A 14,485-nucleotide genomic window follows, 5' to 3' on the forward strand; every position below is an offset into this window, starting at 1 on the left:
TTTCTATATAAAATAGTTATTTATTTCTTTCTGTTAACAGGGCCTCTACCCCAAGTCGATAAGATTCCAAACCAAACCCACAAATAACTCCCTTGCACGCACAAGATATCATAGACTTATGCCTGAATTCTTCTCTAGCATGGACATTGGAAATATGTACCTCAATTACAGGAGCAGTAATAGCGCGAATAGCATCCTGCAAAGCGATGGAAGTATGCGTATAAGCACCTGCATTCAATATTATCCCATCACAGGAAAAACCGACCTCATGAAGCCGGTTAATCATCTCTCCCTCCACATTCGACTGATAATACCCTATCTCTATTTCCGGATACTTCACTTTAAGCTGCTGCAGATAATCTTCGAAAGAAACTGCACCGTAAATGGAAGGTTCTCTTTTGCCCAACAAGTTGATATTAGGGCCATTGATGATTTGTATGTTCATATCTGTTTTTCTCCTGAAGTTTTCATACATTTGTCGAGAAATTTGCGACAAATATACGAAAAAAGAATGAAATCTCACGAGAAAAATGAAAAGATAATAATAAAGTATAGACAATACTTAACCTTGGAAAAGTCGTTATCTGATAATACGATACAAGCTTACCTTACCGATCTAGATAAACTTTTTGCCTATTTGACACTGGAAAACATCCATTACGCAGATATTAAATTACACGATCTGGAGCAATTCGTAGCTGGATTACACGACATTGGTATACACCCTCGCTCGCAAGCACGTATTATTTCTGGCATTCGTTCCTTTTACCACTATTTACTTCTAGAAGACTACATTGCACAAGACCCTACCGAATTGTTGGATGCGCCACAAATAGGGAAACATTTGCCTGATGTACTGACTGTAGAAGAAATAGATCGTCTGATTGGCTCTATAGACCGAAGTACCCGGGAAGGACAACGTAACTGCGCCATTTTAGAAACTTTATATAGTTGTGGACTACGAGTCTCAGAATTATGCAACCTGAAACTATCTGATCTATATCTTAACGAAGGATTTATAAAAGTAGAAGGAAAAGGAAACAAGCAGCGATTAGTTCCAATTTCCCCCCGAGCTATCACCGAACTAAAAAACTACTTTATCAGCAGAGGAGAAGGTTTGATTAAACCAGAGTTTGAAGACTTCGTTTTCATAAGCCGGTTTGGGAAAAACATCTCTCGTATCATGGTTTTTCACATCATCAAAGAACTATCTAGTAGAATCGGTTTAACAAAAGAAATCAGCCCCCACACCTTCCGACATTCTTTTGCAACACATTTACTTGAAGGAGGAGCTAATCTTCGTGCCATACAGTGTATGCTGGGACATGAAAGTATTGGAACGACCGAAATTTACACACATATTGACCGAAGCAGACTCCGCCAAGAAATTATAGAACATCATCCCCGGAATAAGAAAAAATGACAAATAGAAGATTTTTCCAGCTTTTTTGACAGTTTTTCTTCACATTTGCTAAAAAAAACAGATATAAAAGTCAACAGATAAGGGAGTTTTTCTTATCTTTGCCCCAAATAAATTTGAGTAAACAAAGATATTATACAATATTTATAAACCTAATATTAAAAAATCATGATTAAGAAGTTGTATTTGCCTTTAGTGGCATTGTTAGTCTTTGCCCTTTCTTCATGTGGTAAGATGGGCGAATTGTCTGCTGACTACTTCACTACTAACCCAGAAGTTCTGGAAGCTGTGGGTGGTAAAGTTCCTGTTACTATTACAGGTAAATTCCCTGAAAAGTACTTCAAGAAAAACGCTACTGTTGAAGTTACTCCAGTTTTGAGATGGAATGGTGGCGAAGCAAAAGGACAGGCTGCTGTATTCCAGGGAGAAAAAGTTCAAGGTAATGACCAAACTATTGCTTACAAAGCTGGTGGTACTTACACAATGAAAGCTTCTTTCGACTATGTTCCAGAAATGGCGAAATCTGAATTGTTCTTGGATTTCAAGATCAAACAGGGAAAGAAAGAATACACTATTCCTTCTGTAAAAATTGCAGATGGTGTAATTGCTACATCTGAATTGCCTACAGTAGGTTCTGCTAACGCTGCTTTGGCTCCAGACGCATTCCAGCGTATCATCAAACAGGCTAAAGAAGCACAGATCATGTTCTTGATCCAGCAGGCTAACTTGCGTGCAAGCGAATTGAAATCTGAAGGTTTGAAAGACTTCCACAAACAGGTAGTAGCTGTAGCTGGTGACACTAAGAACTACAAACTGAATGATATCACAATCTCTGCTTACGCTTCTCCTGATGGTGGTGTGAAACTGAATACAGGTTTGGCTGAAGACCGTCAGAACAACACTGAAAAATACATGAAACAGCAGTTGAAGAAAGGTAAGATTGAAACTACTGTAGAAGCTAATTACACTGCTCAGGACTGGGAAGGTTTCCAGGAATTGGTTTCTAAATCAAGCATTCAGGACAAAGATTTGATCTTGCGTGTTCTTTCTATGTATCAGGATCCAGAACAGCGTGAAACTGAAATCAAAAACATCTCTTCTGTTTACAAAACTTTGGCTGACGAAATTCTGCCTCAGTTGCGTCGCGCTCGTTTGACTGCTAACTACGACGTTATCGGACGCAGCGATGAAGAAATCAACGAAGCATTTGATACTGATGCTAAAGTATTGAGCGTAGACGAATTATTGTACGCTGCAACTTTGACTCAGGACAAAGCTCGTCAGGAAGCTATTTACAAGAAAACTACAGAATTGTATCCTAGCGATTTTCGTGCATACAACAACTTGGGTATGATGGCTTACGCTGCAAACGACAAAGCAGCTGCTGAAAACTACTTCAAACAGGCTGCTAGCAAAAACGCTAATGCTCCTGAAGTAAACACTAACCTCGGTTTGTGCGAATTAGTAAAAGGTAATGTTGCTAACGCTGAAACTTACTTGAGCAAATCAACTGGTGCAAATACTGCAAACGAAGCTTTAGGTAACTTGTACATCAAACAAGGCCAGTATGACAAAGCTGTAGCTGCATTTGGTGACACTAAGACTAACTCAGCAGCTTTGGCTCAGATCTTGGCTAAAGATTACAACAAAGCTAAGAATACTTTGAACGCAGTGAAGAATGCAGATGCTTACACAGACTACTTGATGGCTGTTGTTGGTGCAAGAACAAACAATGCTGACTTGGTTAAATCAAGTATGGCAAAAGTAGCTCAGAAAGATGCTGCTTTGGCTGCAAAAGCTGCAGATGACCGTGAATTTGCTAAATATGCAAACGAAATCAAATAATCATTGATTCTCTCATAACACGGAAAGCCGGAATACTTCTGTATTCCGGCTTTTTTATTATATTCTTCAAAAATAAGAGCAATTTATCATGCTTGATATCTGTTATTTATGTATTTTCGCAAGAAAGAACAAGAAATATGAAAATTCATACTCCTTCACAATTGATCTTATTACTTGCATTATTTGGCATGATATCGTGCAAGAAAGCCTCAAACTTCGAACTTCAAGGCGAAATGGAAGGCCTAAAAGAAGAGCAAATTGTTGTAATCTACGATGACCCTGTATCCAAAACCGATACAATCTTCCCTGAAAACGGAAGATTCACTTATACATTTACCCCCGACACCACCACTCTATTCCGCCTGGTTTCTTCCCAAGGAGAGATAATCCCTTTTTTTGCAGATAAATCTATCCGTGTGCAACTAAAAGGCAGTTTTTCACATCCTATTATTCAGGGGGATGGAGATAACAAAGTATACGGAGAATTCCTCACCGGTATCCAAAAGTTGAACAACGACAGCATTGAAGAGGTAAAAATGGCAGAAGAGTTTATTCGCAACCATTTAAACTCGTATGCATCAGCTTATATTCTCAATCAGTATTTCGTGCAAATACCTAATCCAGACTTGGAGAAAATAGCGACTTTGGCCGAACCACTTCACGGCTCAGTAAAGGACTGCCGAATTATCAATAGTATATTCCATGTTCTTCCTAATAACAAAAATAAATCATCCTCATCCAATTACTTAAATTACTTCTCATGCAAAGACCGAAAAAACAAATACATTACATGGGCTAGCAGTAATGGCAAGACATTTACACTTATCAATTTTTGGGCGAGTTGGCATCCTGGTAGCATAGCAAGACGCGATTCTTTATTTAAAATCCCTTCCGATTTAAAAGACAAGAACTATCGTGTATTGAATATTTCTTTAGACTATGATAAAAAAGCATGGCTCAAGGCATGCAAAGAAGATTCAAAGCAATGGATTGAAGTTTGCGATTATAAAGGCTGGAATACACAGGTAGTCAAACAAAACAAAATTTACCAGCTGCCTGCCAACATTCTGGTAGACCAAAACCGAAAGGTAATGGGAACCAATCTCTATGGAGAAGAACTACACCAGAAAGTTCTTCAGCTTATTAAAGAAGACAAAGAAAAGAAAAACAACTAATATTACCTCATGTTAACCAAACTGTTCGGTGCTGCCGTACAAGGAATCAACGCCACCATCGTGACCATAGAAGTCAACAGTTCGAGAGGAATCCGTTTTTTCCTGGTCGGACTACCCGATTCCGCTGTGAAAGAAAGTCACGAACGTATTGTTTCCGCTTTACAAGTAAACGGCTACAAATTTCCGTCATGTCAAATTGTAGTCAACATGGCTCCTGCCGATATACGAAAGGAAGGTTCGTCCTATGACCTTCCCCTTGCCATCGGTATACTAGCTTCTACCGGTACCATCCAAACCGATAAACTTCAACGTTACCTCATAATTGGTGAACTTAGTCTGGACGGTAGCCTTCAACCTATAAAAGGGGCTCTTCCTATAGCTATTGCAGCACGCGAACAGGGTTTCGAAGGATTTATTCTTCCCTACCAAAATGCACGCGAAGCTGCTGTAGTGAACAATTTGAACGTATACGGAGTCCATAACATCACAGAAGTTATCAACTTTTTCAATGGTACACAAACCCTGGAACCTACCATTGTCAACACTCGAGAAGAATTCTACCGCAATCAAACCGAATTTCCTTTTGACTTTGCAGATGTAAAAGGACAGGAAAATGTAAAACGTGCCCTCGAAGTAGCAGCTGCTGGCGGCCACAATCTACTGATGATTGGCGCTCCAGGCAGTGGGAAATCGATGATGGCCAAACGGTTACCCAGTATTCTTCCTCCTTTATCACTAGCAGAAAGTCTGGAAACTACCAAGATTCACTCTGTTGCGGGCAAACTTAGCAAAGACTCTTCGCTTATAGCCATTCGCCCTTTCCGAAGCCCACATAATACCGTATCGCAAGTGGCAATGGTAGGAGGAGGAAGCACTCCCCAACCTGGTGAAATCAGTCTGGCACACAATGGTGTCCTCTTTCTTGACGAACTACCAGAATACAGTCGGAGTGTACTCGAGATTCTCCGACAACCACTTGAAGACCGATGCATCACCATCTCCCGTGCCAAATATACCCTGGAATTTCCAGCCAGTTTTACTCTGATTGCTTCCATGAACCCATGTCCGTGCGGATACTATAATCACCCCACACGCCATTGTGTATGTTCACCCGGACAAGTACAAAAATACCTAAATCGTATATCAGGTCCCCTACTCGACCGTATTGATATCCAAGTGGAAATCGTACCAGTTCCTTTTGAAAAACTGGCAGAAGCTCGCCCTGGAGAATCCAGTGCAATGATACGCGAACGTGTGATACGAGCCCGACAAATCCAATCTGCCCGATTTGCTGATACTCCAAACACCCATTGCAATGCACAAATGACTTCTTCCCAGCTCTCACGCTATGCACAGCCCGATGCTAAAGGGCTCACCCTATTGCGCGATGCCATGAGCCGGTTGAATCTGTCTGCCCGTGCCTACGACAGGATTCTAAAAGTAGCACGTACAGTAGCCGACCTGGAAGGAAGTGAAGCCATTCAGCCTCATCATTTGGCAGAAGCCATCAGTTACCGAAATTTAGACCGAGAAAACTGGGCTGGATAGCTATTCTTTTTTAACACCTTAACTTGTACTTACGTCTATACTACCGGTGATTGCTGCATCTAAAATAAACTGTCATTATACAGCAACAAAAAACATTCAAACTTTATAGTCCACAACACAAAGAATATTACATGGAGTAAATCCGAAAAAAACACAAGATAAGCGTAAAAATCACTATCTTTGCGTGATGCAAGATTGGATACAGCCATATAGTAGAACAACAAGTCCTATTTCCTGCTGATTCTACATCCGCTTTTCAGCACCCTTGACTACTATAAGATACTGAAAATAAACAAATACAATATACGTATATGGAAAAGAAATTCAAACGAACAACCGTTACCTCGGCATTGCCTTATGCCAATGGTCCAGTACATATCGGCCACTTGGCAGGAGTGTACGTACCAGCAGACATCTACGTACGCTATCTGCGTCTGAAAAAAGAAGAAGTCCTCTTCATTGGAGGTTCAGACGAACACGGAGTACCCATCACTATCCGTGCAAAAAAAGAAGGTATTACTCCGCAAGATGTAGTAGACCGTTATCATACTCTAATCAAAGACTCATTTAAAGAGTTTGGTATTTCATTCGACACATACGGACGTACTTCCTCTCAGATTCATCACGAAACAGCCTCTGCTTTTTTCCGCAAGCTGTACGATAAAGGTGAATTCATAGAAAAAACATCCGAGCAATATTACGATGAGGAAGCAAAAACCTTCCTTGCCGACCGTTATATTACAGGTGAGTGTCCACGTTGCCACGCAGAAGGAGCCTACGGCGACCAATGTGAAAAGTGTGGAAGCACCTTGTCACCTACAGAACTTATTAATCCAAAGAGTGCCATCAGTGGAAGCAAGCCAGTTATGAAAGAAACCAAACATTGGTATCTGCCACTCGACAAACACGAAAGTTGGTTACGCCAATGGATTCTGGAAGACCACAAAGAATGGCGTCCTAACGTATACGGACAGTGCAAAAGCTGGCTGGATATGGGTTTGCAACCCCGTGCCGTAAGCCGTGACCTCGATTGGGGTATCCCTGTACCTGTAGAAGGAGCAGAAGGAAAAGTACTGTATGTATGGTTTGATGCTCCTATCGGCTACATCTCCAATACCAAAGAACTGCTTCCCGATTCATGGGAAAAATGGTGGAAAGATCCTGAAACCCGTTTGATTCACTTTATCGGGAAAGACAACATCGTATTCCACTGCATCGTATTCCCAGCTATGCTGAAAGCAGAAGGCAGCTACATTTTACCTGACAACGTTCCAAGCAACGAATTCCTGAATCTGGAAGGCGATAAAATCTCTACTTCACGTAACTGGGCTGTATGGTTGCATGAATACTTACGTGACTTCCCAGGCAAACAGGATGTACTGCGCTACGTATTAACAGCCAATGCCCCGGAAACCAAAGACAATGACTTTACATGGAAAGATTTCCAGGCACGCAACAATAACGAACTGGTAGCTGTGTACGGAAACTTTGTCAACCGCGCTTTGGTACTTACTCATAAATACTTCGAAGGAAAAGTTCCAGCTTGTGGAGAGCTGAATGAATATGATCAAAATACACTGAAAGAATTTGCCGATGTAAAAGCCGAGGTAGAAAAACTGCTCAATGTATTCAAATTCCGCGATGCACAAAAAGAAGCCATGAATCTGGCACGTATCGGAAACAAATATTTAGCAGATACAGAACCCTGGAAATTGGCTAAGACAGATATGAATCGTGTAGCAACCATCTTGAACATTTCCTTGCAGTTGGTTGCCAATTTGGCTATTGCTTTCGAACCGTTCTTGCCGTTCAGTAGTGAAAAACTTCGTAAGATGCTGAATATGGAATCATTCGAATGGGAACAGTTAGGACGTACTGATCTGTTAGAAGCTGGTCATCCGCTGAATAAAGCAGAACTGTTATTCGAAAAGATTGAAGATGCTGTTATCGATGCACAGGTACAGAAGCTGCTCGAAACAAAGAAAGCAAACGAAGCAGCCAACTACAAAGCTAATCCTATCAAGCCGGTTATTGCTTTCGAAGACTTCGAAAAGCTGGACATCCGTGTAGGTACTGTATTAGAATGTGAAGTAGTACCTAAGATGAAAAAGCTGCTGAAATTCAAAATTGCAGACGGACTAGAGAACCGCACTATTGTAAGCGGTATTGCCCAGCATTATACTCCGGAAGAATTAGTAGGCAAACAAGTACTGTTTATTGCCAATCTTGCTCCACGTCAGTTCAAAAACGGACTGGTTAGCGAAGGCATGATTCTCAGCGCAGAAAACTTCGACGGTTCACTTGCCGTTACTTCAGTATTGAAAGAAGTAAAACCGGGAAGTGAAGTGAAATAATTATCAAGCCGATAAGCATCTCACCAATGCTTATCGGCTCTCTTACTTCAATTATATGGCAGAGCATTCACTCAAAGAAAAAACAGCAAAAGGATTATTCTGGGGAGGTATCAGCAATGGAATACAACAAATGCTCAACTTATTGTTTGGCATTTTTCTGGCTCGTTTGCTTACTCCAGCAGACTATGGTATGGTAGGTATGCTCACTATCTTTACTACCATAGCAGGAACTTTACAAGAGAGTGGATTTACTGTCGCTCTGGCAAATAAGAAAAACATCTCACATCAAGACTACAATGCAGTATTCTGGTTCAGTGTGCTCACCGGATTATCTTTGTACCTGATTTTATTCTTATCAGCTCCCTTAATTGCACAATATTACCGCCAGCCCGACTTGATACCTTTAGCTCGCTTTGTTTTTTTAGGCTTTCTTATCTCCAGTACTGCCACTGCCCACAGTGCTTATCTGTTTCGCAATCTGATGGTAAAACAAAAAGCCATCGCCCAGCTTCCGGCATTACTTTTATCAGGAACAACCGGCATAATCATGGCTCTACACAACATGTCGTATTGGGGAATTGCTACCCAAAGCCTAGTCTACATCGCTACAATCAATCTCAGTTTCTGGTATTTTTCTCCCTGGCGTCCCACTTTTCAGTTGAATTTCCGCCCACTCAAAGAGATGTTCAGCTTTAGCAGTAAGATATTAATTACCAATATCTTTTTACAGATAAACAATAATATATTTTCTGCCATTATCGGACGGTTATTTGCACCCAAGGAAGTAGGATTTTATACTCAAGCTAATAAATGGAACACCATGGGGTCTTCTTTTATCAGTGGTATGATAAACAGTGTAGCCCAACCGGTACTGTCACAAATATCCGAAGACAAAGACCGACAGCAGAAAGTATTCCGTAAGATGCTTCGTTTTACATCCTATCTATCATTTCCTGCCATGTTTGGCCTGGCATTAATTGCCCCAGAGTTCATCCAGCTTACTATTCAAGATAAATGGATGTCTTGTGTACCTATTCTACAGATACTCTGCCTTTGGGGAGCTTTTATGCCAATCACCACACTTTGCTCCAATTTAATCATCAGCAAGGGAAAATCGGATATTTACATGTGGAACACCATTATCATCGGTGCCATACAGATTATTGTAATTCTGATAGCTTACCCATGGGGTATCTATATGATGATTAGCGTATATAGTGTTCTGAATATCTTATGGTTGTTTGTCTGGTATTATTTTATCCGAAGAGAAATCGGGCTTAGTCTTTATCACGCATTTAAAGATATACTTCCTTTTGCGGGTATAGCCGGTTTGGTTATGATAGCCACTTATTTCCTTACTGCTTCTATCACCTCTTCCGTGCTGACATTATGCAGCAAGCTTATACTCGCATCTGTAGGGTACTTAGGTATAATGAAAGTTGCAAAATCGGAAATACAAAAGGAAATACTCCGTTATTTATTCAATAAAAAAGTATCTGCAAAATGATTAGTGTAGTCATTCCGCTGTATAATAGCGAGAAATATATATCACGCAGCATCTGTTCCGTCATTCAACAGACTTGCCAGGATTTTGAAATCATTGTCGTAGACGATGGTTCAACCGACCATGGAGCAAATATAGTCAGACAATTCAACCATCCCAAAATCAAGATTATACAACAAAAGAACGGTGGGGTTTCTACAGCACGTAATACAGGTATACATGCTTCACAAGGAGAACTCATCGCTTTCCTAGATGCAGATGACGAATGGCTTCCCAATCATCTGGAAATTATCCATGGTTTATCGATAAGATATCCACAGTGTGGAGTCTTTGGAACATCTTATTTTTTCAAGAAAGAGAATGGAGATTCTACCCTTCCCGTATTACCCGACAAATTCTCTTTCAAAGAAAAAGAAGGAATAATGGATAATTACTACGAAATGGCTTCGGGTACAGACTTTCCTATGCAAACCAGTGCTTATGCGGTAAGAAAAGAGATGATAGAAAAAATAGGGGGCTTCCCTGTAGGAATTCCCTCAGGAGAAGATATCCTTACCTTGGCACGGTTGCAAGCGATATGCGAATTTGCTTACTCCAAAGAGCCAACCTCTTATTACTACCTTACCAGTGGAGAATCCAAAAGCATAAGAACTATCAAGGACAAAGATCCTTTGGATGCAATGTTTCATCAAGTATATCGTCAGGCATCCCATAAAAAAGGAAGCCGGCTCTTCCTTTCTTCATGGCATAAAAGAAGAATGTCTGGTGCTCTGATAAACCGGAAATACAAGATCGGAATTCGCGAATTCTTCAAAGCATTCTTCTTGTATCCTTTTCAGCGCAAACTATATACATCACTGCTCATCACCCTATATGCAGGAATCACTGGCGCTGATTTATATAAACTAAACCAAAAACTACGAGGGAAATAATAAAATCTATGAAACAACCAATCAACTATATAGCCACCTGGTTCTACAAAGAATCAAAAGACGATGCCAGTTTCTATCCTCAGTTAGGACAGAAAGGTTGCTCGGCCTTGGTACACTCTGTGTATATGCAGATACAAGTACCTTTTTTTACAACCTTCCGCTATTATAACCCACAGGCTCACCTGCTTTTCTTTACCAATTTAAGAAAAGCAGATTTACCCAATTTCCTTACCGACCTGTTTCTACGCCTGCATGTAGAGGTTATTACATTACCTTATACTTGCCGTCCCCCAAAACACTGGTACGCAGCCTGGCAGAATCAATTTTATCTGTACGATATTCTTAAGGAAATGGGAAAACGGATGACAGAACAGGATACCTTGCTCATCAGCGACGCCGACTGCCTCTGCCGTACCTCACTCAATGGCCTGTTCAACCGCACACGCGAAGATGGAAGTGCACTGTATGAGTTTATCACAGACCGCGAATATTCCATCAACGGTATTACACTTCCACAGATGGAAGCGTTCTACAGAGCATGCTATAAAGAAGATATCAAACAACCACTGACATATTATGGGGGAGAGTTCATCGCACTCCGCGGAGATACCGTAAACCGTATCAATGAAGCTTATCCTTCGTTGTGGCAATTCAATCTGGAATATGGCAAAGAACATACCTATAAGTTAAACGAAGAAGCACATGTACTGAGTATCCTTGCGGCACATCTGCAACTGCGCAATACGACAGCAAACCAATACGTAAAACGAATGTGGACTTCCCCTCAGTTTAATAATGTAGCACCTGGTGACGAAAACTACCCGGTATGGCATTTGCCTTACGAAAAGAAGCGAGGTCTATACCGGTTATATAAGCTCCTTTCCAAAGAACAGAAAATAAAAGATGAATCGAAGTTTTGGGAAAAAGCAAGTCTATATAATGGAATTCCAACCATAGGCTTCCCCAAAAAGATCAATGATTTCATCCTAAGCCTCATACAGAAAAAACGACAACTCTTTAATCAATCATGAAAAAATTTGTCATATTTCCTAATCTTATTGTAAAGCCAGAGCAAAAGAGCAATCCATATATACAGGATTTTATTCGGGCACTAAACGAAGAAAAAGATGCTTGCGTAGTTAATCCTTCACACAAAAACCCATTACTCAGTATATTATTCCCCAAAAATTGGGGAGATATATTTGTCTTTAACTGGTTCGAGAGTATTCCTGATTTCAAATATGGAATATTACAAAGTATTGTTGCTCTTTTCTTCCTCCCTCTGCTAGTAATATGCAGAAAGAAAATAGTATGGATATTTCACAACAAACGTCCTCATGCCGATGGAAGAGAAATACTCAAAAAAATGCTCGGCATGCTTATAGCACGACTCAGTACACTAATTCTTACTCACGCTACTGAAGGTGTAGAAGTAATAGAAAAAAAATATCCTTATGCAGCCCACAAGGTTCATTTTGTACATCACCCCACCAAGAACCGTTTGCCGATAGAATACAAGCAGCAGATTGATTACGACTTACTTATTTGGGGACAGATTAGTAAATACAAAGGAATATTCGATTTTGTACGCTTCTTGCAAGAAGAACAGGTAAATGAATGGAAAGTTTGCATCATAGGTAGCGCTTCCAACCAAATCTTTCAGGAGCTGAAGGAAATAGCTCCTGCTTGTGTAACATTGGTGAATCATAGTCCATCATTCGAAGAGTTGGGAGAATATATCGCACGGTCCCGTTTCGTTTTAAGCCCTTATGCCCCAGAATCGGTATTAAGTTCAGGTATGCTGATGGATTCACTGTCGTTTGGAGCCAAAGTAATCGGCCCTAATGTAGGCTCCTTCCGTGACTATGCTCATGAACCACATCTAAAGGTCTACACCTTCAATAGTTTTCATGACATCAAATCTATTGTTTCCCAAAATAAAGATGAAGAAATCTCACTTTCCGATTATCGTAGCTTTCTAGAGCAGCATAATTGGACACACTTTATTCACACTTTAATGGAGTTATTAACAACCGGTAAATAAGAATAACTTTATGACATACGCCCCTATCCTACTTTTCGTATACAACCGCCCCGAACATACCCGCCGGCTGATTTCCTCTTTACTACAGAATCAGGAAGCAGCAGAGAGCGAATTGTTTATCTATGCAGACCAATGCAAAGACATAGCCTCAGCACAAAGTGTGCAAGAGGTAAGAGAATACATACATACTATTACCGGATTCAAACGAGTCAATTTAATAGAACGTACAGAAAACTGGGGACTCGCCCGAAACATCATCGACGGAGTTACTACACAGGTCAATGCCTATGGAAGAGTAATTGTACTGGAAGATGACTTGATTGTAGCCCCATATTTTCTCCGTTTTATGAACGATGCACTGGAAATCTACAAAGACGAATCCCGTGTAGGACATATACAAGCTTGTGATTTTACACATGCTCCTACATTACCCGATACTTTCCTTATAAAATGGACAGGAAGCTGGGGATGGGCTACCTGGGCACGAGCATGGAAGCATTTCAATCCCGATGGTACTGCTTTACTTCAAGAACTGGAACGTAAACAGTTGACACGTACATTCGATTTCAATGGAACATATGGCTTTACACGTATGCTCCGCCGGCAAACAGAAGGTAAAAACAATTCATGGGCTATCCGTTGGAATGCCAGTCTGTTCTTAGCCGATATTCTTTCACTGAATGTAGGTAAATCACTGGTCCAAAATACCGGATTCGATGGAAGTGGCACCAATTGTGGAGGTGGTGGCCTTTATAACTCTACACTATGGATGCAACCACTTCCGGTATCTCTTCTCAGTCCCATTGAAGAAAATCTGGAAGCCCGCAAAGAATTCCAGAAATATTATTACCGTACCAATAACTTTTGGGCAAAGGCGTTCCGACGTATTCGTCGTACATTAAAAGGAGATTTTGGAGCATAAAAAAACAGGAAACATCGAAATGTTTCCTGTTGACACATTTTACAATGATATTCATTATTTAGGAAGCTGACAACATTCTTTTCTACATGGTCTTTCACACTTCTGTCCAGGTTTCTTCGGACCTGCCTGATGTGAACGGCATTCTTGCTTTGCCATCTTTCCTTGACGAGGAGCAAACAGTTTTTCCAACTGACGTGCATTCAGAATCTTCTGGAACTTATCAAAATACTTGGTTTTCGTATCAAGCATCTTCTGCTGAGCAGCAAAACGATCTTTCATATCCTGAATAATCTGTTCATCGGTACGGTCTGCCTTCTTTTGTTTCGCTTCCGGCTTTGCACAACATGAACCTAACTCCTGCATATATTCCTTATAAAGAGGAGCAAACTTGGCAGTAGTCTTGTCATCCAAAGAAAGTGCCTGCTGCAAATGCTTTATCTTCATCTCCATGCGTTGTTCCGGAGTACATTTTGCGCATTTCTTCACTTGTTTTTCCTGAGCAAATACAGTGCCGCCTACAACCAGCAGCAACATTGTTACAAATACATTTAATTTTTTCATACGTCTACATTTTATTTAATAACCAATTAGCATTATTGCTTTTATTACATAAGAGTGCGATTTTGAGAATTCGTTTAATATCAAATTCCAATATTACATTTCTTTAACAGGCATAAACCTTATGTCTAATAATAGCAACTTCTCATGCTCTACAATTTTTCACACATAATTACAATATGC

Annotated in this window: 12 protein-coding genes; 10 read left to right on the plus strand and 2 right to left on the minus strand. The window is 40.5% G+C overall.

Annotation, left to right across the window (positions count from 1 at the left end):
- Positions 1-16: 16 nt before the first annotated feature.
- Complete coding sequence (aroQ, locus tag WKU26_RS04100) at positions 17-445, minus strand: type II 3-dehydroquinate dehydratase (protein WP_340320988.1); 429 nt, start codon at positions 443-445, stop codon at positions 17-19.
- A gap of 66 nt (positions 446-511) precedes the next feature.
- On the opposite strand from aroQ, the gene xerD reads away from it, so the two are divergent.
- From xerD to WKU26_RS04150, 10 genes are all read left to right on the plus strand, one after another.
- Positions 512-1,423, plus strand: a complete 912-nt coding sequence (gene xerD / locus WKU26_RS04105) for a site-specific tyrosine recombinase XerD (RefSeq protein ID WP_340320989.1) — start codon at positions 512-514, stop codon at positions 1,421-1,423.
- A 165-nt stretch (positions 1,424-1,588) separates the two neighbouring features.
- Complete coding sequence (locus WKU26_RS04110) at positions 1,589-3,265, plus strand: tetratricopeptide repeat protein (RefSeq protein ID WP_340320990.1); 1,677 nt, start codon at positions 1,589-1,591, stop codon at positions 3,263-3,265.
- A 137-nt stretch (positions 3,266-3,402) separates the two neighbouring features.
- Positions 3,403-4,440 carry a thioredoxin-like domain-containing protein gene (locus tag WKU26_RS04115; RefSeq protein WP_340320991.1) on the plus strand — a complete coding sequence of 346 codons (1,038 nt, stop codon included), beginning with the start codon at positions 3,403-3,405 and terminating at the stop codon, positions 4,438-4,440.
- Between the two features lie 9 nt (positions 4,441-4,449).
- A complete protein-coding gene (locus WKU26_RS04120) occupies positions 4,450-5,988 on the plus strand; it encodes a YifB family Mg chelatase-like AAA ATPase (RefSeq protein ID WP_340320992.1) in 1,539 nt (512 codons plus the stop codon).
- Between the two features lie 311 nt (positions 5,989-6,299).
- The gene (metG, locus tag WKU26_RS04125) at positions 6,300-8,342 is read left to right on the plus strand and encodes a methionine--tRNA ligase (protein ID WP_340320993.1); all 2,043 of its coding nucleotides are present in this window, start codon (positions 6,300-6,302) and stop codon (positions 8,340-8,342) included.
- Between the two features lie 55 nt (positions 8,343-8,397).
- Positions 8,398-9,849, plus strand: coding sequence for a lipopolysaccharide biosynthesis protein (locus tag WKU26_RS04130; protein WP_340320994.1), 1,452 nt, complete (start codon positions 8,398-8,400; stop codon positions 9,847-9,849).
- On the plus strand, positions 9,846-10,778 hold the full coding sequence (locus WKU26_RS04135) for a glycosyltransferase family 2 protein (protein ID WP_340320995.1): 933 nt from the start codon (positions 9,846-9,848) through the stop codon (positions 10,776-10,778). Before WKU26_RS04130 ends, WKU26_RS04135 begins: the two co-directional genes overlap by 4 nt.
- Before the next feature lie 8 nt (positions 10,779-10,786).
- Entirely contained in the window at positions 10,787-11,809 is a 1,023-nt protein-coding gene (locus WKU26_RS04140; protein WP_340320996.1) for a hypothetical protein, read from the plus strand.
- Positions 11,810-12,153: 344 nt separating this feature from the next.
- Entirely contained in the window at positions 12,154-12,822 is a 669-nt protein-coding gene (locus tag WKU26_RS04145; RefSeq protein ID WP_340320997.1) for a hypothetical protein, read from the plus strand.
- A 10-nt stretch (positions 12,823-12,832) separates the two neighbouring features.
- On the plus strand, positions 12,833-13,744 hold the full coding sequence (locus WKU26_RS04150; RefSeq protein ID WP_178267013.1) for a glycosyltransferase: 912 nt from the start codon (positions 12,833-12,835) through the stop codon (positions 13,742-13,744).
- 54 nt (positions 13,745-13,798) lie between these two features.
- Here WKU26_RS04150 and WKU26_RS04155 read toward each other — a convergent pair whose 3' ends face one another.
- Entirely contained in the window at positions 13,799-14,305 is a 507-nt protein-coding gene (locus tag WKU26_RS04155; protein ID WP_340320998.1) for a hypothetical protein, read from the minus strand.
- Between the last annotated feature and the right edge of the window lie 180 nt (positions 14,306-14,485).

Origin of the sequence: Phocaeicola sp. HCN-40430, from assembly GCF_037890285.1 — a bacterium.
Lineage (GTDB): Bacteria > Bacteroidota > Bacteroidia > Bacteroidales > Bacteroidaceae > Phocaeicola > Phocaeicola acetigenes.

Coding starts and splice junctions, on each gene's coding strand:
- aroQ (WP_340320988.1), bottom strand. CDS start 445: ATGAACATACAAATCATCAATGGCCCTAATATCAACTTGTTGGGCAAA.
- xerD (WP_340320989.1), top strand. CDS start 512: ATGAAATCTCACGAGAAAAATGAAAAGATAATAATAAAGTATAGACAA.
- WKU26_RS04110 (WP_340320990.1), top strand. CDS start 1,589: ATGATTAAGAAGTTGTATTTGCCTTTAGTGGCATTGTTAGTCTTTGCC.
- WKU26_RS04115 (WP_340320991.1), top strand. CDS start 3,403: ATGAAAATTCATACTCCTTCACAATTGATCTTATTACTTGCATTATTT.
- WKU26_RS04120 (WP_340320992.1), top strand. CDS start 4,450: ATGTTAACCAAACTGTTCGGTGCTGCCGTACAAGGAATCAACGCCACC.
- metG (WP_340320993.1), top strand. CDS start 6,300: ATGGAAAAGAAATTCAAACGAACAACCGTTACCTCGGCATTGCCTTAT.
- WKU26_RS04130 (WP_340320994.1), top strand. CDS start 8,398: ATGGCAGAGCATTCACTCAAAGAAAAAACAGCAAAAGGATTATTCTGG.
- WKU26_RS04135 (WP_340320995.1), top strand. CDS start 9,846: ATGATTAGTGTAGTCATTCCGCTGTATAATAGCGAGAAATATATATCA.
- WKU26_RS04140 (WP_340320996.1), top strand. CDS start 10,787: ATGAAACAACCAATCAACTATATAGCCACCTGGTTCTACAAAGAATCA.
- WKU26_RS04145 (WP_340320997.1), top strand. CDS start 12,154: ATGCTTATAGCACGACTCAGTACACTAATTCTTACTCACGCTACTGAA.
- WKU26_RS04150 (WP_178267013.1), top strand. CDS start 12,833: ATGACATACGCCCCTATCCTACTTTTCGTATACAACCGCCCCGAACAT.
- WKU26_RS04155 (WP_340320998.1), bottom strand. CDS start 14,305: ATGAAAAAATTAAATGTATTTGTAACAATGTTGCTGCTGGTTGTAGGC.